The 20,946-nt window shown below is 73.2% G+C and carries 17 protein-coding genes; 10 read left to right on the top strand and 7 right to left on the bottom strand.

The features are described from left to right. Positions 1-62: 62 nt before the first annotated feature. The 3 genes from AC3ANM_RS14880 to mfd all read right to left on the bottom strand — a co-directional run bounded on the left by AC3ANM_RS14880 (position 63) and on the right by mfd (position 5,300). Complete coding sequence (locus AC3ANM_RS14880; RefSeq protein WP_488285195.1) at positions 63-1,037, bottom strand: nucleoside triphosphate pyrophosphohydrolase; 975 nt, start codon at positions 1,035-1,037, stop codon at positions 63-65. A gap of 12 nt (positions 1,038-1,049) precedes the next feature. After that, the gene (locus AC3ANM_RS14875) at positions 1,050-1,586 is read right to left on the bottom strand and encodes a SurA N-terminal domain-containing protein (protein WP_488285194.1); all 537 of its coding nucleotides are present in this window, start codon (positions 1,584-1,586) and stop codon (positions 1,050-1,052) included. An 81-nt stretch (positions 1,587-1,667) separates the two neighbouring features. Continuing rightward, positions 1,668-5,300 carry a transcription-repair coupling factor gene (gene mfd / locus AC3ANM_RS14870; RefSeq protein WP_488285193.1) on the bottom strand — a complete coding sequence of 1,211 codons (3,633 nt, stop codon included), beginning with the start codon at positions 5,298-5,300 and terminating at the stop codon, positions 1,668-1,670. A gap of 365 nt (positions 5,301-5,665) precedes the next feature. Here mfd and cysC point away from each other — a divergent pair, with 365 nt between their 5' ends. From cysC to cysN, 5 genes are all read left to right on the top strand, one after another. Then, complete coding sequence (gene cysC / locus AC3ANM_RS14865; RefSeq protein WP_488285192.1) at positions 5,666-7,051, top strand: adenylyl-sulfate kinase; 1,386 nt, start codon at positions 5,666-5,668, stop codon at positions 7,049-7,051. Beyond that, the gene (locus AC3ANM_RS14860; protein ID WP_488285191.1) at positions 7,048-7,998 is read left to right on the top strand and encodes a sulfite exporter TauE/SafE family protein; all 951 of its coding nucleotides are present in this window, start codon (positions 7,048-7,050) and stop codon (positions 7,996-7,998) included. The genes cysC and AC3ANM_RS14860 overlap by 4 nt, the downstream gene beginning before the upstream one ends. 183 nt (positions 7,999-8,181) lie before the next feature. Further along, the gene (locus tag AC3ANM_RS14855; protein ID WP_488285190.1) at positions 8,182-9,045 is read left to right on the top strand and encodes a 3'(2'),5'-bisphosphate nucleotidase CysQ; all 864 of its coding nucleotides are present in this window, start codon (positions 8,182-8,184) and stop codon (positions 9,043-9,045) included. Then, complete coding sequence (gene cysD / locus AC3ANM_RS14850; protein ID WP_488285189.1) at positions 9,042-9,968, top strand: sulfate adenylyltransferase subunit CysD; 927 nt, start codon at positions 9,042-9,044, stop codon at positions 9,966-9,968. The genes AC3ANM_RS14855 and cysD overlap by 4 nt, the downstream gene beginning before the upstream one ends. 2 nt (positions 9,969-9,970) lie before the next feature. Further along, positions 9,971-11,224: a sulfate adenylyltransferase subunit CysN gene (gene cysN / locus AC3ANM_RS14845; protein ID WP_488285188.1), complete on the top strand. Its 1,254-nt coding sequence runs from the start codon at positions 9,971-9,973 to the stop codon at positions 11,222-11,224. A gap of 180 nt (positions 11,225-11,404) precedes the next feature. Here the strand turns inward: cysN and AC3ANM_RS14840 are convergent, their stop codons facing one another. Continuing rightward, positions 11,405-12,133 carry a DUF899 family protein gene (locus tag AC3ANM_RS14840; protein ID WP_488285187.1) on the bottom strand — a complete coding sequence of 243 codons (729 nt, stop codon included), beginning with the start codon at positions 12,131-12,133 and terminating at the stop codon, positions 11,405-11,407. A 137-nt stretch (positions 12,134-12,270) separates the two neighbouring features. Here AC3ANM_RS14840 and AC3ANM_RS14835 point away from each other — a divergent pair, with 137 nt between their 5' ends. Beyond that, complete coding sequence (locus AC3ANM_RS14835) at positions 12,271-13,215, top strand: RNA polymerase subunit sigma-70 (protein WP_488285186.1); 945 nt, start codon at positions 12,271-12,273, stop codon at positions 13,213-13,215. Here AC3ANM_RS14835 and AC3ANM_RS14830 read toward each other — a convergent pair. Together AC3ANM_RS14830 and AC3ANM_RS14825 are read right to left on the bottom strand one after the other, a co-directional pair. Then, positions 13,212-14,198: a sulfotransferase gene (locus AC3ANM_RS14830; protein WP_488285185.1), complete on the bottom strand. Its 987-nt coding sequence runs from the start codon at positions 14,196-14,198 to the stop codon at positions 13,212-13,214. The two genes, AC3ANM_RS14835 and AC3ANM_RS14830, sit on opposite strands and share 4 nt — an antisense overlap. Continuing rightward, entirely contained in the window at positions 14,195-15,460 is a 1,266-nt protein-coding gene (locus tag AC3ANM_RS14825) for a glycosyltransferase (RefSeq protein ID WP_488285184.1), read from the bottom strand. Before AC3ANM_RS14825 ends, AC3ANM_RS14830 begins: the two co-directional genes overlap by 4 nt. A 327-nt stretch (positions 15,461-15,787) precedes the next feature. Between AC3ANM_RS14825 and AC3ANM_RS14820 the strand changes: the two genes are divergently transcribed. From AC3ANM_RS14820 to AC3ANM_RS14805, 4 genes are read left to right on the top strand one after another with little or no spacing between them, the layout of a single operon-like run. Further along, positions 15,788-16,537 carry a hypothetical protein gene (locus AC3ANM_RS14820; protein ID WP_488285183.1) on the top strand — a complete coding sequence of 250 codons (750 nt, stop codon included), beginning with the start codon at positions 15,788-15,790 and terminating at the stop codon, positions 16,535-16,537. Next, entirely contained in the window at positions 16,534-17,556 is a 1,023-nt protein-coding gene (locus tag AC3ANM_RS14815; RefSeq protein WP_488285182.1) for a sulfotransferase family protein, read from the top strand. Before AC3ANM_RS14820 ends, AC3ANM_RS14815 begins: the two co-directional genes overlap by 4 nt. Further along, positions 17,553-18,326 (top strand): sulfotransferase family protein, encoded by a 774-nt coding sequence (locus AC3ANM_RS14810; protein ID WP_488285181.1) that lies wholly within the window; start codon positions 17,553-17,555, stop codon positions 18,324-18,326. The genes AC3ANM_RS14815 and AC3ANM_RS14810 overlap by 4 nt, the downstream gene beginning before the upstream one ends. Then, positions 18,326-19,840 carry a hypothetical protein gene (locus AC3ANM_RS14805; RefSeq protein WP_488285180.1) on the top strand — a complete coding sequence of 505 codons (1,515 nt, stop codon included), beginning with the start codon at positions 18,326-18,328 and terminating at the stop codon, positions 19,838-19,840. Before AC3ANM_RS14810 ends, AC3ANM_RS14805 begins: the two co-directional genes overlap by 1 nt. A gap of 111 nt (positions 19,841-19,951) precedes the next feature. Here the strand turns inward: AC3ANM_RS14805 and AC3ANM_RS14800 are convergent, their stop codons facing one another. Further along, positions 19,952-20,782, bottom strand: a complete 831-nt coding sequence (locus AC3ANM_RS14800; RefSeq protein ID WP_488285179.1) for a sulfotransferase family protein — start codon at positions 20,780-20,782, stop codon at positions 19,952-19,954. Between the last annotated feature and the right edge of the window lie 164 nt (positions 20,783-20,946).

Below are 20,946 nucleotides of genomic sequence, written 5' to 3'. Positions count from 1 at the left end.
ACCGACCCGCACCCCCGGTCAGGAGCGGAGTGGGGCCGCCGAGGGCGCACCGCGGTGGCGGGTCAGCCGGTCTCGCCGCGGGCTTGCTGCTCGAGGGCGCGCAGCGTGGCCCGCAGGGCCGTCTCGGCGTCGACGCCGGCTGCCCGGGCCTCCGCCACCAGGGCCAGCAGCCGCGCCCCCAGGTCGTCGCCGGCCGCCGCGGTCGCCGCCAGGTCCGCGGAGTCCGCGCGCTCCAGCCGCGAGAGCACCTTGTCGGCCCGCGCCAGCGCGGGCAGCCCGGCCGGTATGCCGTCCAGCGGCGACTCCCGGTGGGGCTTCTCCTGCGCCTTGATGGCCTCCCAGTTCGCGGTCACGTCCTCGGCGGTCTCGGCCTCGACGTCGCCGAAGACGTGCGGGTTGCGCCGGACGAGCTTGTCGACGAGGGCTGCTGCGACGTCGTCGATGTCGAACGGCGCCGCCGGGTCCTCGGCCGCCACCCGGGCGTGGAAGGCGACCTGGAAGAGCAGGTCGCCGAGCTCCTCCAGCATGTGGGCCCGGTCGCCGGACTCGATCGCCTCGACGACCTCGTAAGCCTCCTCGATGAGGTAGGGCAGCAGGGACTCGTGGGTCTGCTCGGCGTACCACGGGCAGACGCCCGGGGTGCGCAGCCGGTCCATCACCGCCACCAGGTCGAGCAGCCGCGCCCCGGGAGCGTCCCACGAGCCGACCAGGACCTCGACCTCCGGCGGGTCCGGGCGGCGGCTCACCTCGGCGGCCAGCGCGTCGGTCAGGCCGGGGTCGCCGTCGGCGGAGCCGACCCAGACCACGTCGCCCTCCACCGCCCGGTCCACCAGGTCGCGGGCGAGGACCGCGGGGTGCTGCGCACCCAGGTGCGCGACCGCGATACCGGACTCGGCCAGGGCCGCGGCCTGGCCCTCCTCCGCGTCGCCGGCCAGGACCGCGTCGGCACCCGCGAGGGTGTCCCAGGCGTCGCGGGTGAGCAGGCCCGGGGCGACCCGGGCGGTGCTCAGCAGGAGGGTGAGGCGGCGGCGCGACACGGCGGGTGCGGCCTACTGCGCCGGCTGGGGGCTGGCGGTCGGCGCCGGGGTGGACTTGATCCAGTTCGGCGGGGTGGTGTCGAACTGCAACGTCGCGAGGTCGAGCTTGCCGTAGCGCGGGTTGACCGTGACGTGGGCCTTGCGCAGCCGCGACTCGACCACCTTCCCCTCCTCGGGGGTCAGGAGCTGCGAGGCGAGGATGGCGCGGACGAACTCGATCGTGGCCGGCGAGGGGTTCGGCAGCTTGGACAGCACCTGCTTCGCCTCCGACTCGGAGACACCATGGCCTCCCTTGGCCGCGGCGTCGAGGAGGTAGGGCGCGATGATGAGGAAGCGCAGGGTCTGCTGGGAGGTGATGGGCTGCCGCAGGCCCTGGACGCCCTTGTTGGTCTCCTGGGCGGCGGTCTGGATGTCCTTGTCGCTGATAACCCGGTCACCGACGATCGCCGCGGCCCCGGCCTGCTGCGGGCCGCACGCCGTCAGCGCCAGGGCGGCGCCGAGCACGAGGACCGCGGACAGGGACTTGCGCCCCGTCGGGAGAACCTTCACGGACGTTCCTTTCGTCGGGCCGCCGGCTGCCGGCAAGCGCTGGTCCAGCTCATCGTGCAGGTCGTGCCCGCCGCCCGCCTCTCAGCGGGTGGCCACCCGTGCCGCGCCGGCCACGCTGTCCAGCAGGACGGCGTCGACCAGGTCGCTGGCCCACCGCAGGACGGCGGTGTCGCGCAACGGCTTGCCCCCGACCCTCGCGGTCATGGGCTTGGGCACGAGAATCGTACGGACCTGGTCCTTGACCAGCGACCCGGGGTAGAGCCGCTGGAGGCGCAGCTGCGCGCTCTCGGCGAGCTCGACCGGGCCGAACCGGACGAAGTTGCCCTGGACGCTGATGTCGGCCACCCCCGCCCGGCGGGCCACGGTGCGCAGCCGGGCCACCTCGAGCAGGTTCTGCACCGGCTCGGGCGGGTTGCCGTAGCGGTCGCGCAGCTCGGCCTCGATCTCGGCCAGGCCGGCCTCGTCCTCGACGACGGCCAGCTTCTTGTAGGCCTCCAGGCGCAGCCGCTCCCCCGGCACGTAGTCGTGGGGCAGGTGCGCGTCGACCGGCAGCTCGATCTTGATCTCCACCGGTGCGGTGTCGACGTCCCCGCGGTAGTCGGCAACCGCCTCGCCGACGAGCCGGACGTAGAGGTCGAAGCCGACTCCGGCGATGTGGCCGGACTGCTCCCCGCCGAGCAGGTTGCCGGCGCCGCGGATCTCGAGGTCCTTCATGGCGACCTGCATGCCGGCACCGAGGTCGGTGTGGCTGGCGATCGTGGCCAGCCGGTCGTGCGCCGTCTCGGTGAGCGGCTTCTCCGGCGGGTAGAGGAAGTAGGCGTAGGCGCGCTCGCGGCCACGACCGACCCGGCCACGCAGCTGGTGCAGCTGCGAGAGGCCGAGGACGTCGGCCCGCTCGACGATCAGGGTGTTGGCGTTGGAGATGTCCAGGCCGGTCTCGACGATGGTGGTGCAGACCAGGACGTCGAACTTCTTCTCCCAGAAGTCGAGGACCACCTGCTCGAGGCGGTGCTCGCCCATCTGGCCGTGGGCGGTGGCGATCCGCGCCTCCGGGACGAGCTCGCGCAGCCGGCCGGCGGCCTTCTCGATCGAGCTGACCTTGTTGTGGACCAGGAAGACCTGGCCCTCGCGCAGCAGCTCGCGCCGGATCGCCGCGACGATCTGCTTCTCGTCATAGGCGCCGACGAACGTGAGCACCGGGTGCCGCTCCTCCGGCGGGGTGGCCAGCGTCGACATCTCGCGGATGCCGGTCACCGCCATCTCCAGGGTCCGCGGGATCGGCGTGGCCGACATCGCGAGGACGTCCACGGCGGTGCGCAGCTGCTTGAGCTGCTCCTTGTGCTCGACGCCGAAGCGCTGCTCCTCGTCGACGACGACGAGGCCGAGGTCCTTGAAGCGGACCTCCCTGGACAGCAGGCGGTGCGTGCCGATGACCAGGTCGACGCTGCCGTCGGCGAGGCCGTCGAGGACCTCGCGGGCCTCGCGGTCGGTCTGGAACCGGGACAGCGCCTTGACCACGACCGGGAACTGCGCGTAGCGCTCGGAGAACGTCTGGAAGTGCTGCTGCACGAGCAGGGTGGTCGGCACGAGGACGGCGACCTGCTTGCCCTCCTGCACCGCCTTGAACGCCGCGCGGACGGCGATCTCGGTCTTGCCGTAGCCGACGTCGCCGCAGATGAGCCGGTCCATCGGCACCGACCGCTCCATGTCGGCCTTGACCTCGTCGATGCTGCTGAGCTGGTCGGGGGTCTCGACGTAGGCGAAGGCGTCCTCGAGCTCGCGCTGCCACGGGGTGTCCGCGCCGAAGGCATGCCCCTGGGTCGCCATGCGGGCGCTGTAGAGGCGGATCAGCTCGCCGGCGATCTCCTTGACGTGCTTCTTCGCCCGGCTCTTGGTCCTGGCCCAGTCGGCGCCGCCGAGCTTGTTCAATGTCGGGGCCTCGCCCCCGACATAGCGGGTGACCTGGTCGAGCTGGTCGGTCGGCACCGAGAGCCGGTCGGCCGGCTGGCCGCGGCGGCTCGAGGCGTACTCGATGACGAGGTACTCGCGGGTGGCACCGCCGACGGTGCGCTGCATCATCTCGACGAAGCGCCCGACACCGTGCTGCTCGTGGACGACGTAGTCGCCGGGCCGCAGCTGCAGCGGGTCGACCATGTTGCGCCGGCGCGAGGGCATCCGGCGCATGTCCTTGGTGGAGCTGCCCTGCCCCGGCTGGCCGGTGAGGTCGGCCTCGGTCACGACCGCCAGGCGCACGCCGGGCAGGACGAACCCGCGGCCGAGCGACCCGGTGGTGACGTGGACGAGGCCCGGCTCGAGGGCCCCGACCCCGGCCTCGAGCCGGCTGGGCACGTCGTGCTCGGAGAGCACCTCGCTGACACGCTTGGCGAGGCCGTGGCCGTCGGTGACGACCAGCGTGTGCCAGCCCTCGGCGGCCCAGCGGCGCAGCTCCCCGACCGCGGCCTCGGTGTCGCCGCGGAAGGCCTCGACGTCGGCGGAGTCGACCGTCACCCGCTCGCCGGGCTGGTCGTCCTCGACGAACTCGGCCAGCTCGGCGTCGGTGGCGAAGGAGGTCAGCGACCACCACGGCCGGCCCAGGGCCAGGGCGTGCTCGCGCACCTGGGCCAGCGACCAGTACGACGCCGTGCCGAGCAGGCCCTGCAGGTCGACCGGGACGGCGTTGCCTGCGGCGGCGTTGGCCCAGCTGGCCTCCAGGAACTCGGCACTGGTGGCCACGAGGTCGTGGGCGCGGGTGCGGATGCGCTCGGGGTCGACCAGGACCACGTGGGTGCCCGGGCGCAGCACGTCGAGCAGCGACTCCATGCCGTCGACCAGGGCCGGCGCGAGGGACTCCATGCCCTCGACGGCGATGCCCTCGGCCAGCTTGCCGAGCATGTCGGCGACCCCGGGCAGCTGCTCCGCGAGCGTCGCGGCGCGCTTGCGGACGTCCTCGGTGAGCAGCACCTCGCGGCACGGCGGCGCCCACAGGCCGTGCTCGGCGACCTCGAGGCTGCGCTGGTCGGCGACCTTGAACCAGCGGATCTCCTCGACCGTGTCGCCCCAGAACTCCACCCGGACCGGGTGCTCCTCGGTCGGCGGGAAGACGTCGAGGATGCCGCCGCGGACCGCGAACTCCCCGCGGCGCTCGACCAGGTCGGTGCGCGTGTAGGCCGCGGCCGCCAGCGCCTCGACGACCTCCTCCAGCGGGGCCTCCTGCCCCGCCGTCAGCGCGACGGGCGCCAGCTCGCCCAGGCCCGTCACCAGCGGCTGCAGCACGGCGCGGACCGGGGCGACGACCACGGCGACCGGGCCGTATGCCGGGTCGGCCGGGTCCGGGTGCGCCAGCCGTCGCAGGACGGCCAGCCGGCGACCGACGGTGTCACTGCGCGGGGACAGCCGCTCGTGCGGGAGCGTCTCCCACGACGGGAACTCGGCCACCGTGTCGGGCGGCAGGAAGCACCGCAGCGCGGCGGCGAGGTCCTCGGCCTCCCGCCCGGTCGCCGTGACCGCGAGCACCGGGTGGCCGGCGCGGCCGTGCCCGTCCACTGCGCCGTCGCGCGCGCCGTCGAGCGCCCCGGCGAGCGCGGAGAGCAGGGCCGGGCGGACCCCGGCCGCGACGGCGACGTCGACGACCTGGGCCGGGGCTCCGGCGAGGTCGAGGGCGGCACCGACCCGGTCATCGCGGGTGAGGACGTCGAGCAGGCTGGTGAGGCTCATGGCTCCTGCACTGGGTGGGGTCGGGCGGACAGCACGAAAGCCCCACTTCCGGTGGAAGCGGGCCTCACTCAGCGTACGACTGCCCGGGGACAACCACCTGCGGGGTGATCCCGGGCCATTTCCCGGGTCCTCCACACGGGCCATCCCACGGGCCATTCCCCGGGCCGTTTTCGGCCGACTGCCGGACGGGCCGGGAGGTCCGTGCTTACCGTGGGAGGGCGCGGGCACAGGGGGTCGCAGCCGGGACACCGGCGCGGCTGACCCCGCCGGGATGGAGCTGTGCCGTGCCCGACGACCTGTCGTCGCCCCCCGCGTCCTTGCCGTCAGACACCCCACCCCCCGAGGTGGACCTCGACCCTGCAGCGGTGTTCGACCTCGAGCTCGTGCTCATGCACGTCCTGCAGGGCCGCCAGGCCCTGGGGATGCCCCTCGCGGCCACCGCACCGGCGGCGCCCGAGTCGCTGCCCGACCCGCCCACCGTCCGGCTGCGCGTACCCGGCGACCTGGCGGGCGAGCTCACCCGGGCCGGTCGGGCGGTGCTGCGTGACCACGAGTCCACTCCCCTGGCGGTGCTGGAGGACGTGCGGCTCGTCGACGCCGATGACGACCCCGACGGTGCCGGCGCATCCGGAGCCGGCTCACCCGGGGACGCCTCACCCGGGGACGGCGCCGTCCGCGAGGTGCTCGGCCTGGCGCGGCCGTGGCGGCGTCGCGAGTCCGGCGAGAACCGGGCGGACGCGCTCACCCCGCAGGACCTCGCCGAGGCAGACGCCGTCGTCCTCGTCGGCCGGCCGCCGATGACCGGGGACGCCGAGGTCCTTGCCGCAGCCGTGGCTGCCGCCTCCGGGCAGGTGCTGGTCCTGGTGTCCGAAGGCCCCTCCCAGGACGGGAAGGTCCCCGGACCGGTGATGCTGCGCCTGGCCCGGCTGCTGGCGGAGGAGCTGGGGCCGACCGAGCGGGTGCGGGTCCGCTCCGCCCCGCTGGCCTGGCGCGACCCCGACAGCGACCTGGTCCTGGGCCAGCTGGTCAGCACCGCGGCCGGAGGGGTGCCGCTGGTGCACCTGGCGGCCCGCGACGAGGCCAAGGGCGCAAGGCAGTGGCACGAGGCCCTCGAGGAGCTCCAGCTCGGCACCGACGGGGAGCTGTCCCTGCTCAGCCCCGGCGCCCCGGAGGTGCTGCGCCGGTGGCGCCCGCCGCGCCATGCCCGCGGGCTCGTGGTGATGTTCACCGGGCTGTCCGGGTCGGGGAAGTCGACCCTCGCGCGGGCTCTGCGCGAGCGGGTGGCCGCGATGACCGACCGGTCGGTGACGCTGCTCGACGGGGACGTGGTGCGCCGGATGCTCTCCGCCGGGCTCGGCTTCGACCGCGACTCGCGGGAGATGAACGTGCGCCGGATCGGCTTCGTCGCCAGCGAGATCGCCCGGCACGGCGGAATCGCCGTGTGCGCCCCCATCGCCCCCTACGCCAGCACCCGGGCCGCGGTCCGGGCCATGGTGGAGCCGGTGGGCGACATGGTGCTGGTGCACGTGTCCACGCCCCTCGAGGAGTGCGAGGCCCGCGACCTCAAGGGTCTCTATGCCAAGGCGCGGGCCGGTCTCGTGCCCGGGTTCACCGGCGTCTCCGACCCCTACGAGGAACCCCAGGACGCCGAGGTGGTCGTCGACACCTCGCAGATGGACCCGGACGAGGCGGTCGCCCACGTCCTGGGCTACCTGCACGTCGGCGGCTGGCTCCCGGAGGTGACCGCATGAGCATCGACCCGCTGATGGTGCTGGCCTCCCTGGGGATCGGCATCGTCGTCGGCCTGACCGGCATGGGCGGCGGTGCGCTGATGACCCCCGTCATGGTCCTGCTCTTCAACGTGCCGCCGCTGACCGCGGTGTCCAGCGACCTGGTCGCCAGTGCCGTCATGAAGCCGGTCGGGTCGTTCGTCCACCTGCGCCGGGGCACGGTCAACCTGAGCCTGGTGAAGTGGCTGTGCGTGGGGTCGATCCCCGCCGCCTTCTGCGGGGTGCTGGTCACCCGCGCCCTGGGCAGCGGCAAGGAGGTCCAGGACGCAGTCCAGACCGCCCTCGGCGTCGCGCTGTTCATCGCCGCCGCCGGCCTGATCGTCCGGGCCTACCTGCGGCTGCTCGAGCGGGCCCGGCGCCGTGACGGGTCGGCCGAGGCCCTCCCCCAGGACCGTCCCGACGTGCGGCTGCGGCCCCTGCCCACGATCGCCGTCGGGGCCGTCGGCGGCCTCGTCGTCGGCATGACGTCGGTCGGCTCCGGCTCGCTGATCATCATCGCCCTGATGGCGCTCTACCCCCGCCTCAAGGCCAGCCAGCTGGTCGGCACCGACCTGCTCCAGGCCGTCCCCCTGGTGGCGTCGGCGGCCCTGGGCCACATCCTCTTCGGCGACTTCAAGCTCGGCCTGACGGCCTCGCTCCTGCTCGGCGCCGTGCCCGGGGTCTGGGTGGGCGCCCAGCTGTCCGCACGCGCCCCCGGCGGGATCGTCCGGCGCGCCCTGGCCTTCGTCCTGCTGGCCTCCGCGCTGAAGCTGCTCGGCGTCAGCACCCCGGTCACCGGCATCGTCCTCGTGGCCATCGCGCTGGTCGCCCCCGTGGTGTGGATGCTCGTCCGGCGGCGCCACGGCTTCCCGGCCATCGCCCGCCGGCGCACACGCGGCGCCGTGCCCCTGCCGCAGACGGAGTCCTGACCCCGGCAAAAGGGTGACCGCGCGCTACGCCTTCATAGCGATCATCCAGCGAATCCACGCAACCACAATCGAATTGGCCGTCTCGACCACCAACCCCCCGCATCCGGACGGATCGGGTCGTTGGCTGGACCGGCCGCTTGACAGGGCGGTGGCCGCCGCCCCGTCCATGGACGAGGAGTCGGTGTGAGTCACGAGGACGACGTGTTGGCGAGACTGCTCGCCGATGAGGCCGGGGAGCTGTTGCTGCGCCTTCGCAGCTCCGGCCCGGAGGACACGACCGAGCTGCGCAAGGAGGGGGACGCCCGCTCGCACGAGCTGCTCATGCGACGGCTGCACGAGGAGCGCCCCCACGACGCGGTGCTCAGCGAGGAGGGCCTGGACGACCTGGCCAGGCTCAGCTCCGAACGGGTCTGGATCATCGACCCGCTCGACGGGACCCGGGAGTTCGGCGAGGTCCCGCGGGAGGACTGGGCGGTGCACGTCGCACTCTGGGAGCACGGCGACCTGGTCGCCGGCGCCGTGGGGCGTCCCGCACTCGGCTCGACGCTGGCCACCGATGCCCCGCCGACCCGGCCGACCGGCATACCGCGGCGCTTGCGACTCGCGGTGAGCCGCTCCCGTCCCCCCGTCTTCGTCCAGCAGCTCGCGCAGCGCCTCGGCGCGGAGCTCGTGCCGATGGGCTCGGCCGGGATCAAGGCGACCGCGGTCCTCGACGGCACGGTGGACGCCTACGTCCACGCGGGCGGGCAGTACGAGTGGGACTCCGCCGCCCCGGTGGCGGTGGCCCGGGCGGCCGGGCTGCACACGAGCCGGATCGACGGGACGCCGTTGCGCTACAACCGTGCCGACCCGCTGTTGCCGGACCTGCTCATCTGCCGGCCGGAGGTCGCCGACCTGCTGCTGCGGGCCATCGCCGACCTCACCGCGGCCGTCGCGACTGACGCCCCGGCCGCGGTCCCCGCCGCTGCCGCGACCACCGCGACCGCTCATGCCCCCGCTGCCCCCGCTGCCCCCGCTGCCCCCGCCGCCGAGGAGATGGCTTCATGAACCCGCCGCCCCCCGTCATGGCCAACGACTACCAGCTGAGCCAGCTCGACGCCCTGGAGGCGGAGGCGATCTTCATCTTCCGCGAGGTGGTCGCCGAGCTGGAGCGGCCGGTGCTGCTCTTCTCGGGGGGCAAGGACTCGATCGTCATGCTGCGCCTGGCCGAGAAGGCGTTCTGGCCGGCGCGGATCCCCTTCCCCGTCATGCACGTGGACACCGGCCACAACTTCCCCGAGGTGCTGGAGTTCCGGGACCGCCGGGTGCGTGAGCTCAAGGTGCAGCTCATCGTGGCCAGCGTCCAGGAGGCGATCGACAACGGCAGCGTGAGCGAGCCGCCGGACGGCACCCGCAACCGGATCCAGACACCGGTGCTGCTCGACGCCCTGGCCAAGCACCGGTTCAGCGCCATCTTCGGCGGCGCCCGGCGCGACGAGGACAAGGCCCGGGCCAAGGAGCGGATCTTCTCCTTCCGTGACGAGTTCGGGCAGTGGGACCCCAAGAACCAACGCCCCGAGCTGTGGAACACCTACAACGGCCAGATCCACGCCGGGGAGAGCATCCGGGTGTTCCCGCTCTCGAACTGGACCGAGCTCGACGTCTGGCACTACATCGCCCGCGAGCGGATCGCGTTGCCGTCGCTGTACTTCGCGCACGAGCGGGAGGTCGTCGAGCGCGACGGGATGCTGTTCGCGGCCAACGAGTTCTTTCGGCCGCGGGCCGGTGAGCCGGTCACCCCGCGTCGCGTCCGCTACCGCACCGTGGGAGACGCCAGCCTCACCGCCGCCGTGCCCTCGGACGCGGACACCGTCGAGAAGGTCATCGACGAGGTCGCCACGACCCGGATCACCGAGCGCGGAGCGACCCGGGGGGACGACAAGTTCAGCGAGGCAGCCATGGAGGATCGCAAGCGGGAAGGGTACTTCTGATCGTGGACATTCTCAGGTTCGCCACCGCAGGGTCGGTCGACGACGGCAAGAGCACGCTGATCGGCCGGCTCCTCTACGACACCAAGACGGTGTTCCAGGACCAGATCGAGTCGGTCGAGCGCACCAGCCGGGACCGCGGCGAGGAGCACGTCAACCTCGCCCTGCTCACCGACGGCCTGCGCGCCGAGCGCGAGCAGGGCATCACCATCGACGTCGCCTACCGCTACTTCTCCACGCCCCGGCGCAAGTTCATCATCGCCGACACCCCGGGGCACGTGCAGTACACCCGCAACATGGTCACCGGCGCCTCGACGGCCGACCTGGCCCTCGTCCTCGTCGACGCCCGCAAGGGCATCGTGGAGCAGAGCCGGCGGCACGCCTTCCTGGCCACGCTGCTGCAGGTGCCGCACCTCGTGCTGTGCGTCAACAAGATGGACCTCGTCGACTACTCCCAGGAGGTCTTCGACGAGATCCACGCCGAGTTCGTCTCGTTCGCGGCCAAGCTGCGCGTGCCCGACCTGACGGTCCTGCCGGTCTCGGCCCTGCACGGCGACAACGTCGTGTCGCGCTCGGAGCGGATGCCGTGGTTCGACGGGCCGAGCCTGCTGCACCACCTCGAGACGGTCCACGTCGCCAGCGACCGCAACCTCATCGACGTCCGCTTCCCGGTCCAGTACGTCATCAGGCCCCAGTCCGATGACTGGCACGACTACCGCGGGTATGCCGGACAGATCGCCGGCGGCGTGCTGCGCCGGGGCGACGAGGTCATGGCGTTGCCGTCCGGCTTCACCACCAGGATCAAGGCGATCGAGACCGCCGACGGCGAGATCGAGGAAGCCTTCGCCCCGATGTCGGTGACCGTCCGGCTCGAGGACCAGATCGACATCTCGCGCGGGGACATGCTGTGCCGGCCCACCAACCGGCCGGTCGTGGCCCAGGACGTCGACGCGATGATCTGCTGGATGGACGAGAGCGCTCCGCTGCAGGTGGGCCGCAAGTACGCCATCAAGCACACGACGCGGTCGGCACGGACGATCATCCGTGACCTCAGCTACCGCCTCGACGTCAACACGCTTCACCGGGACGAGCTCGCGGATGAGCTGCGGCTCAACGAGATCGGCCGGGTCAAGCTCCGCACCACGGTGCCGCTCATGTGCGACGAGTACTCGCGCAACCGCACGACCGGGGGGTTCGTCCTCATCGACGAGAGCACCCACCGCACAGTCGCCGCGGGGATGATCGGGGAGGCGTCCTGACCTGACCAGGGCGGCCCGGGGGCGGGCAATCGGTGCGGGAGCCAACCACCAACCACCCGGCTGGCTCCCGTACCTTTGCCCGCATTGCCGTGCCCGCACATCGCCGGGCCGCGTCGGGCCTGCCCGCGCTCGGCCGGCCCGCGTTGCCGTGGTCCGCGTGCACGTCCCGCGCCACCGAGGTCAGCTCCCGCAGCAGGACGCCTTCTGCGCCGCCACGCCCGGTCGGGACCACTGCGCCACCGGGCGGCCGTCACGGCGCCACGGGTGCCCGTCGCGCCGTGGCCAGCCCTCGGGCGAGCTCTCCCAGTGCTCCTGCCGGCCGTAGACCGTGAGGTCCAGGGCGTGGTAGCTGGTCATCAACGCCTCCACGCCCCGGTCCGTGGTCCACCAGGTCTCGTAGACCTCGTCCCCGTCGCGCAGGTAGCAGGCGATGAACCCGAAGTCGCGACCGTCAGCCAGGGCGGGGTCGGAGTCCCGCGCCGAGTACCAGGGGAAGGGGTAGCCCATGAACTGCGCGAACGCGGCGCCCTCGTCGTACGCGCCCTGGGACAACACGGCATACGTCACGTTCCGGTCGTGCAGGTAGTCCAGCGTCTGCATGTGGCAGGTCGAGAAGGTGCAGCCCTCGCACTGGTCCTCCACGGGCGCGCCGTCGTGCCACATGTGGAAGTAGGCGATCAGCATCCGGCGCCCCTCGAACACCTCCAGCAGCGGGGTGCTGCCGCCGGGGCCCTGGACGGTCACCGCGGGCACCGGGGTCATCGGCAGCCGGCGCCGAGCGGCGGCGATCGCGTCCCCCTCACGGGTGTGCGCCTTCTCGCGGGCCAGCAGCGTGTCGCGCTCGCGCAGCCAGGTCGCCCGGTCGACGACCGGGGGCAGGGCGGGGCGGTGCGCCGGGGTGGTGGTCATGAGGTCTCCTTCACGTCTCGTGGGTGTGCCACCTGGTACTGACGACCGAGCGGCCGGTCGTCATCGGTCACCGATGACGGACGTGGACCTGCATCGTCAGTACTGTCGTGACGACGACTCCGGACAGAGGGGGCCAGGTGCCCGAGGCGCAGGACGAGCGAGGGGCCTGGCTGCTGGACGCCTTCGCCGAGCACCGGCGCGAGCTGCACGTGCACTGCTACCGGCTCGCCGGGAACGTGGCGGACGCGGACGACCTGGTGCAGGAGACGTTCCTGCGTGCCTGGCGGGCCCGCGGCAACTTCGAGGGACGGGCGTCGGCGCGGACCTGGCTCTACCGGATCGCCACGAACCTGTTCCTCGACAGCCGCAAGGCGGCCGCGCGACGCACCGTGCCCTCCGGAGACCCGCTGGAGTGGTCCACCGAGCTCGGCCCCTACCCCGACGCCCTGCTGGAGGCAGACCCGCAGGCCGGCGTGGCCGCCCGGGAGACCGTCGAGCTGGCCCTGCTCGCGGCGCTGATGTACCTGCCGCCACGGCAGCGGTCCGCCTTCGTGCTGCGCGACGTCCACGGCTGGACGGCCCAGGAGGTCGCCGGCACGCTCGACACCCCGGTGACGGCCCTCAACAGCCTGCTCCAGCGGGCCCGGCGCACCCTGCGTGGCCGCGTCCCGTCAGATCCGCAGGCCTGGCGCCGTCCGCAGCTGACCGGCGAGGACGAGGACGTCCTGCGCCGCTACGCCGCAGCGAGGACACCGGAGGAGTTCCGCGTGCTGCTCGCCGACGACGTCCGGATCACCATGCCGCCCGAGCCCGCGGTGGTCGGGATCGACGCGGCCGCGCAGTTCCTCGGCCGTCCCCTGGACTGGCGCACGTTCCCCACCTCGGCCAACGGGCGGCCGGCGCTGGTCAACTACCTGCGCCACCCCGGCAGCACGCACTACGAGGCGCTGGTCGTCGACGTCCTGCGGGTCGTGGACGGCAAGGTCGTGGAGAGCAACGCGTTCGTCGGTGCCCGTCACGTCCTGGCCTTCGGCATGCCCGCCACGCTGCCCGCCACCCTGCCCGCCACGCTCGAGCCCTAGGGCCCGCCGCCGGGCAGCAGCGGGTAGTGGAAGGCCCGCAGGGCCGGCGCGGTCAACGTCGTGACGAGCACCCGCTGCCCGCGCGGCATCGCCTCGAGCCACTCGCGGTCCGGGCGCACCTCGACACACCCCACCCGGTGCCGTGAGGGGTTGCCCGCAACCGAGTGCGTCGGTTCGAGCCGCACGCTGGTGGGCGTCTCGAAGGGCAGCGTCGCCGGGTCCAGCCCAACCATGCGCACGACCCGCTCCATCGACTCGCGAGGGGCCCGCACGAAGTCCTCGTAGCGCAGGCGCAGGTAGCGGCCCTCGGCCCGCCGCCACAGGAGCACCGTGAGGCTGTTCCAGCACAGCCACAGCAGCGAGCTCTTCCACAGCTGCTGCTGGGGCATCAGGCCGTCCTGCTCACCCTCGTAGTCCCGGGCCTGCTTGCGTCGCCGCCAGGAGAACGCCGTGGCCCTGGAGTCCCGGACCACCTGCAGGACGTAGAGCTCGATGCCGGGGAGGCCGGACAGCAGCAGCGCATAGGGCGGCAGCTTGGAGGAGTCCACCACCACGCGGGCCCCGGTGACCTCGGCGAGGGCGGCGTAGAGCCGCGCGATGGCGAGGTCGTCGGCATGCGCCGGGACCGGCGCGCGACCCACCGCGCGGCGGGCCAGCATCGCCGGCACCCGCGCCATCCGCAGGCGCGACAGCAGCCGCTGCCCGATGCCGGCCGCGTCCAGCGGCGCCTCGTCGGCGACGACCCTGGACATGACCTCCCGCCAGTGCGGACAGCTCGCGAACGGCTCACCGCAGCCGCAGAGGCGGTTCTGCGCCGCGCCTCGTTGCCACAGGTAGCGCAGCTCGCCGGCGGCGAACGCGCCGTCGACCTGCCCGAGGATGTTGTTGATGACGGTGCTGCCGCTGCGCCCGCTGCCGGCGAAGTACAGCACCCGCACCGGCTCGGCCGGGGTGGTGGACGAGCCCTGGGTCGGAGGCGTCATCGGCGCGCTCCCGCCCGGCTGGAGTCGTTGGCGTGCAAGCGCATCCGCGCCTCCTCATAGACCGCGTCCAGACGCTCGAGGTGGGTCTGCGGGCTGAACTCGACCAGCATCCGCTCGCGGGCCCGGGCACCCATGGCATGGGCGCCCGACGGGTCCGCCAGCAGCTGCTCCAGGGCGCCGGCGAGAGCCGCCGGGTCGTCCGCGGCCACGACCCGCCCGTCGAGGCCGTCGCGGACCAGCTCGGGCAGGCCGCCGAGGTCGGTGCAGACCACGGGCACGGCGGCGGCGAAGGACTCCAGCACCGTCATCGGCTGGTTCTCGTGCCAGCGCGACGGCACGACGGTGGCGACGCTGGAGCGCACCACCTCCTGCAGCGCGGGCTTGTCCAGCCGGCCGAGGAACTCCACCCGGCCGGGGGCCCGGCGCGCGGCGAGCTCCTCCAGCCCGGCACGGGCCGGCCCGTCACCGGCCACGCGCAGCACCACCGGCCGGCTCAGCCGGGCGACCGCCTCGACCAGCACGTCGACCCCCTTCTCCGGGGCGAGCCGGCCGGCGAAGACCAGGCCCTCCCCGGGGCCGGTGGCCGGGCCCGGTCCGGCCGGGTCGACGAAGTGGTTGACTACCCGCATCCGCTCGGGGAAGACACCGGCCCGGCCCATCACCGAGGCGAGGAACCGGCTGGGGCTGATGAACAGGTCGACGGCCGACCACGCGCCCGTCGTCCGGTGCAGCCACGACTCCAGGGACAGCAGCGTGCTGGCGCCCAGGGAGTCGTCCTTGCACCGGCGCCGCGCCGCCTGCCACAGCCCGCCGGTGACGCAGGCGTCGCAGAGCCGTCCGTGGTCGAGCATCTGGTAGCTGGGGCAGGCCAGCTTGTAGTCGTGCAGCGTCATCACGCAGGGCACTCCGGCCTCGCGCAGCGGGTGCAGCACCGAGGGCGAGAGCTGGTGGTAGACGTTGTGGCAGTGCACCACGTCGGGCCGGAACTCCCGGACCACGTCCCGCATGCCGCGGGACGCCGACGGCGACCACACCATCCGCGCCGCGGCCCGCACCCGGGCCACCCCGGGCGGGGGCGGCTCGAGCTCGACGAAGGACGGGAAGCTCGCGCCGAAGCGCTGCGGCCGGTCGTTGTCGGGGTGCTCCATGCCGAAGAAGGCCACCTCGTGGCCCTGGCCGCGCTGCAGCTCGGCGACGTCGAGCATGTAGCCCTCCGCGCCGCCGCGACGGTAGAGGAACTTGTTGACGTGGAGGATCCGCAAGGCACCCGCCTCCCGCGCGTCCCGCCAGGGTTCTGTCCGATGGTTCGTTCCGGCTCCACCCAGTGCACCACACCGCCGACGACGCGTCCGTGAAACGCGAAAACATCCGCCTCCCAACGCTTTTCGGTCCAAAGAGACAGATCCGGCCGAGCCCGGACATTGCTGGCTCTACGTCAAATGCAGGTTGCCTGTGCATTCCCTGAAACCGCCCCTGCGCTCCCCCGGGGTGGTGTTTCACTGGAGGTCGGTCATCGGCCCGGCAGACACATCACGACGGGAGATGCAGGTGCCCCAGACCTCGCTGCCCCACCCCCCACGGCGGCCCGCGTGAAGCGCTCGCCCACGGCCACGCTGCGCCGCACCGCGCGGCGTGCCGCCACGTGGCGCCCCAAGACCTCGGGCCGGGAGACGCTGTCCGTGCGCGAGCTCATCAGCCCACTGCGCTACGACGTGCTCGTCCGCGCCGACCTCTTCACCCAGGTCGCCGAGCAGCGCGTCGCCGGCCACGGCAGCGATGCCGAGCTGGTCGCCGCCGCCCGCCAGGGGCCGTATGCCGTGTGGTTCGAGAAGGTGGCCATGGCCCGGTTCCGCCCGTGGGTGCTCCAGGACCGCGACCTGTTCGAGCAGCAGTTCGCCGAGCGCGTGCTGCGCTCGGCGGCGTTGTGGGACTCCTTCTGCGCCGTCGGCTTCGACGACCGCCACCCGGTCACCCTCCGCGGCGCCCGCGGCGGCCTGCCGACCGACAGCGGCGCGGTCGTCGACCGCCCGGTGCACGTCGGCGACGGGGGGCACCGCCTCGCGCTGCTGCTGGCCGCCGGACAGGAGCTCACCCCGGCCCTCTACCGGATCGACCACCGGCCGATGAGCCGCCTGATCGACAACACGGCCACCCTGCTCGGCCCGCTGGGGCTCAGCGAGAGCGAGCACGTCGCCTTCCTGGCCCACGGCTACGGCGCGACCGGGGCCACGGACGCCGAGTCCCTGCTCGAGCACGTCCGCACCCACCGGCCCGAGCGCCTGGCCGAGCTCACCTCCGTGCTGGCCGCCCAGCGCCGGGCCGCGGAGCGGGCCGCATGACCCCCACCGACAGGGTGCCGGCGCGGCGCGAGCCCGGCCGCGCGGCATACACCCTCAAGCGCATCGCGCGGCACGTGCAGTGGGCGCGCACGGAAGGCATCGGCAGGCTGGTCGAGGAGGACCGCCTCGACCCGCGCGAGCGGGTCGGGACCGCGGTGGCCAAGTGGCGCTGGCGCCGCTCCGACGGGCTGCCGGTCGGCACCGGGCGCCCGGTCTACGTCGTGGGGCTGCAGCGCTCCGGCACCAACATGCTCCTGCGCGGCCTGGACGAGGCGCCCGAGGTCGAGGTGCACAACGAGAACGACCGCCGCCTGTTCCACCGCTTCCGGATGCGCCCCGACACCGTGCTGCTCGACGTCATCGCGCGCAGCCGCCACCGCATCGTGCTCGTCAAGCCGCTGTGCGACTCCCAACGCGTCGACGAGCTGCTCGCGCTGCCGACGGCCACCCCCGGTCGCGCCGTGTGGGTCGTGCGTGACGTCGACGACCGCGCCCGGTCCGAGGTCTCCAAGTTCGGCGACTCCAACCTCCAGGCGCTGCAGCGCATCGCCGCGGGCCAGGCCGACGGGGACTGGCAGGCGGCCCGGCTCGACGAGGACGCCCTCGCGCTGGTGCGCTCGTTCGACACCGCGACGATGTCGCCCGACTCGGCCGCCGCGCTGTTCTGGGCCGTGCGGAACGGGCTGTTCTTCAGCCTCGGGCTGGACCGCCGCGACGACGTGCTGCTGCTGTCCTACGACGACCTCGTCGCCGACCCCGAGGCCACCATGCGCCGGCTGTGCGCGTTCATCGGCTTCCCGTACCGCCCGCAGCTGTGCGCCCACGTCGAGCGGCGCACCTCGCACGGCAGCCGCAAGCTCGACATCGACCCGCGCGTGCGCGAGCTGTGCGACCGGATGGGGGCGCGCCTCGAGGCGGTCATGCGTGAGCAGGGCTCGGCCACCGGGCCGACCACCACCGGATCGACCACTGCCGGATCGACCACTGGGTCGACCACTGCCGGGGAGGACCACCGATGAGCGACCTGATGCCCCGGCCGATCTTCGTGGTCGGCTGCCAGCGCTCCGGCACCACGATGCTGCGCCTGATGCTCGACTCCCACTCGCACATCGCGTGCGGGCCGGAGACGCGCTTCCTGGCCGACCTCGAGCGCGTCGTCGGCGCGGACTGGAAACGCCTGTCGCAGTATGGCTTCACCCAGGAGGAGTGGCTCGAGCGGATCGCTGCCTTCTTCGGCGGCATGCAGAGCGACTACGCCGCCGCCCGGGGCAAGACCCGCTGGGCCGACAAGAGCCCCCGCTACGCGCTGTCGATGGACTTCATCACCCGGGTCTTCCCGGACGCCCAGGTCGTCCACGTCATCCGCGACGGGCGGGACGTGGCCGTGTCGCACCGCAAGCGGTTCGGCTACTGGTCGAGCGTGAAGTCCTCGGTGAAGTGGCCGCGCTACATCGCCGCCGCCCGCGCGGCCGCGTCCAGCCTGCCCCCGGAGCAGTACCTCGAGCTGCGCTACGAGGACCTCGTCACCGACGGCGAGGCGACGCTGCGCCGGCTGTTCGACTTCCTCGGCGAGCCCTGGGAGCCGGCGGTCCTGGAGTTCGACCGCAAGCAGCACGACGTGCCGGAGCGCTACCACCGCCAGCTGCAGTCCCGGCAGACCGACGCAGGGACCAGCGACGCCGTCTACCGCTCGCGCGTCGGCTCCCACCAGCGCGAGCTCGACCCGTTGATGCGGGCCCTGCTGTGGTTCACGGCCCGGCCCACCCTCAAGGAGCTCGGGTACCTCTGATGCGGCGTCCTCGCGGGTGGCGGCTCCTGCTCGCCGCAGGGTCGGCCCAGCTGGTGCTGGTCCTCGGCGCATGCACCGGCGGGGGCGGCACGCCGGTCGCCACCGGCTCCAGCTCCGTCGGCGGTGGGACCGGGACCGGCGGAGGCACCGGGACCGGCGGCGGTGGGGGGACCGGCACCGACGGTGGAGGCACCAGCTCGCCGAGCGGCGTGAGCCCCCTGGGCGCCAAGTGGGACATGTCCCGCCTCGACACCTTCGAGCCCTACCTGGAGTCGTTGCGCGGCACGACCACCTTCACCGAGCTGGTCTGGTGCGACGTCGAGAAGAACCAGGGCCAGCGGAGCTGGCGCCAACCGGACCAGGTCGCCGAGGCCGCCCGCCGGCACGGCATCACCCTGGACATCAAGATCCGCGTCGGCGCGTGCTGGGCCACCGGCGGCCAGGGCCAGATCGTGCGCGGCGGGGGCAACAAGACCGAGTCCGCCATGCCGACCGACCTCGGCGCCTACCGCTCGTTCGTCCACGACGTCGTGACGCACTTCGCGCCGATGGGCGTGCACACCTACGCGATCGAGAACGAGGTCAACTCCGCGAGCTTCTGGTCCGGGACCCCTCAGCAGCTCCAGACCCTCACCGAGACGGCAGCCAGGGAGATCCGGGCCACCGACCACACGGCCAGGGTGGCCGACGCGGGCATGAGCAGCACCAGCTATGGCTACGGCATCGCCGACATGCTGCTCGCCGAGGGCAAGCCGGACCAGGCCGTGACGGCCTTCAACACCTACTTCGCGCGCCGGATCGGCACGCGCGGGGAGCAGATCCCGCAGGTGACCACCGTCGACCAGCTGCGCGCGGTGCTCTCCTCGGACCAGGGCCGGCGCAACCTGTCCTACCTGGCCGTGGCGACGTCCCTGGCGCAGCGCGGGGTGACCGACATCCGGCAGGTGCACTTCTACGAGCCCTGGGACGCGGCACCGCTGCTGACGGACTACCTCGCCTCGCACACCCCCTCCGGGCACCCGATCGAGGCGTGGGAGGTCGGCAGCTTCTGGAAGGGCGCCGCGGTCAGCGAGCAGGAGCGCGCCGCCGACATGACCCGCACGGTCTCGCTGCTGCTGGCCGGTGGCGTCAGCCGGGTCATCTGGCTGCCCCTGGCGACGGCCACGGACAACCGTCACGGTCAGGAGGTCCGCTACGGCCTGCTCGACCCCGACGGCACCGTGCGGACCGCCGGCGTGATCATGCGCGACCTGGTGGCCGCCTCACGCGGCGCGCGGGTCACGCCCGTCGAGCGGGGCGACCTGCACGGCGTCGCGATGACCGTGGGCCAGCACTCGACCCTGGTGCTGTGGAGCTCCGGGGGCCCGGTGACCATCAGCGTGGGCACCGGCGCGACGTCGGCGACGCCGGGGGCCCGGCCGTCCACGGTCAGCGGGGCGAAGCTGACGGTGGCGACCGCACCGGTCATCGTCACGACCCGGGAGCCGGTGGCGTCGGTGATCGCCTCCGCCTGAGCCGCTCACGGCACGAGCCCGGACCGGTATGCCGGGTGGCAGCGCACCCGGGCCGGCCCGCCCTCCAGCGCCGGACGACGCCGACCAGCGCCGGGCCTCCCTCAGGTCCGGCTAGGAGCCGACGGCGCGCGGCACCTCGGTGGGCCAGTCGCCGCGGACGGTGAGGTCGTCGACGTCGTAGCCGAACGCCGCGATGTCCTCGCGGTGGTGCCTGGTGATCAGCCGGCGCTGGAACGCGCCCGGGCCGACGCCGCGCCGCATGGCCTCCCACTGCTGGGCGTAGCGGTCGCTGTGGCTGCTGCGGATCGAGCCCGCAGGGAAGGCCGTCGTCAGGCCCAGGAACGCCTGGATGCGCGCGAGCTCCTCCTCGGGGCGCTCCACGAGGTCCTCGTAGCGGACGACGTGGAGCCGCTCCAGGTGCGGGGCGTCCTCCAGGAAGATGCGGTGGGCGTGCACCCAGTGCCCGACGAGGCCGTCCAGGGTGGAGTAGCGCCGGATGTTGCGCGAGGCCAGTCGCCGCCACTTCTTGTTGCACAGCGCGACGACCACCGGGTGTCGCACCACCATGACCAGCGCGCAGCCCGGGTACAGCGCCTGGAGGAACCGGCCCATGATGAGGTTCGGCGGGGACTTCTCCAGCAGCAGCCGGCGATCGAGGTCCCAGTAGGGCTCCCAGGACCGCAGGATGCGGTCGGCGTTCTCCGGCGTCGCCAGGGGCGACTCCTCGGTGAGGTGCGCGGCGGGGGCGTACGCGAAGTGCCCGGACCCGGCATACGTCCTGGCCTTGGGGTAGACCGGCTGCAGGTGCTGGCCCTCGTCGTGGGGGACGCCGGTGCCGGACAGGCCGCTGATGTCGGGGTGCCGGGCCAGGGCGTCGGCCAGCGGCGTGGTGCCGCTGCGGTGCAGCCCACCGATGAAGACCAGTCGTCCGGCCTCGCTCATGGCTCCAGTGCAGCACACCGATGACGGCCGTCGAGGCGGTTTGGCCGATCCTCCCGCCCACCTGAAAGAGCCCTGTGGAACTGGTCATCCCAATGGCGTACAGGCCCCTCATGCCGCGGGCGGGTCCAGCGCCCCGGCAGCGCACCTAGCGTCGTTGACGAGAT

It is taken from the genome of Oryzihumus sp. JJN4-3R (genome assembly GCF_057747915.1).
The sequence above is the reverse complement of the archived record's forward strand: the minus strand, read 5'-3'. Positions and strand labels throughout refer to the sequence as shown.

What these genes read in the sequence shown, in the direction of transcription:
- mfd (WP_488285193.1), bottom strand. Translation starts at nt 5,300, where the DNA reads ATGAGCCTCACCAGCCTGCTCGACGTCCTCACCCGCGATGACCGGGTC.
- AC3ANM_RS14860 (WP_488285191.1), top strand. Translation starts at nt 7,048, where the DNA reads ATGAGCATCGACCCGCTGATGGTGCTGGCCTCCCTGGGGATCGGCATC.
- cysD (WP_488285189.1), top strand. Translation starts at nt 9,042, where the DNA reads ATGAACCCGCCGCCCCCCGTCATGGCCAACGACTACCAGCTGAGCCAG.
- AC3ANM_RS14840 (WP_488285187.1), bottom strand. Translation starts at nt 12,133, where the DNA reads ATGACCACCACCCCGGCGCACCGCCCCGCCCTGCCCCCGGTCGTCGAC.
- AC3ANM_RS14830 (WP_488285185.1), bottom strand. Translation starts at nt 14,198, where the DNA reads ATGACGCCTCCGACCCAGGGCTCGTCCACCACCCCGGCCGAGCCGGTG.
- AC3ANM_RS14815 (WP_488285182.1), top strand. Translation starts at nt 16,534, where the DNA reads ATGACCCCCACCGACAGGGTGCCGGCGCGGCGCGAGCCCGGCCGCGCG.
- AC3ANM_RS14810 (WP_488285181.1), top strand. Translation starts at nt 17,553, where the DNA reads ATGAGCGACCTGATGCCCCGGCCGATCTTCGTGGTCGGCTGCCAGCGC.
- AC3ANM_RS14805 (WP_488285180.1), top strand. Translation starts at nt 18,326, where the DNA reads ATGCGGCGTCCTCGCGGGTGGCGGCTCCTGCTCGCCGCAGGGTCGGCC.
- AC3ANM_RS14800 (WP_488285179.1), bottom strand. Translation starts at nt 20,782, where the DNA reads ATGAGCGAGGCCGGACGACTGGTCTTCATCGGTGGGCTGCACCGCAGC.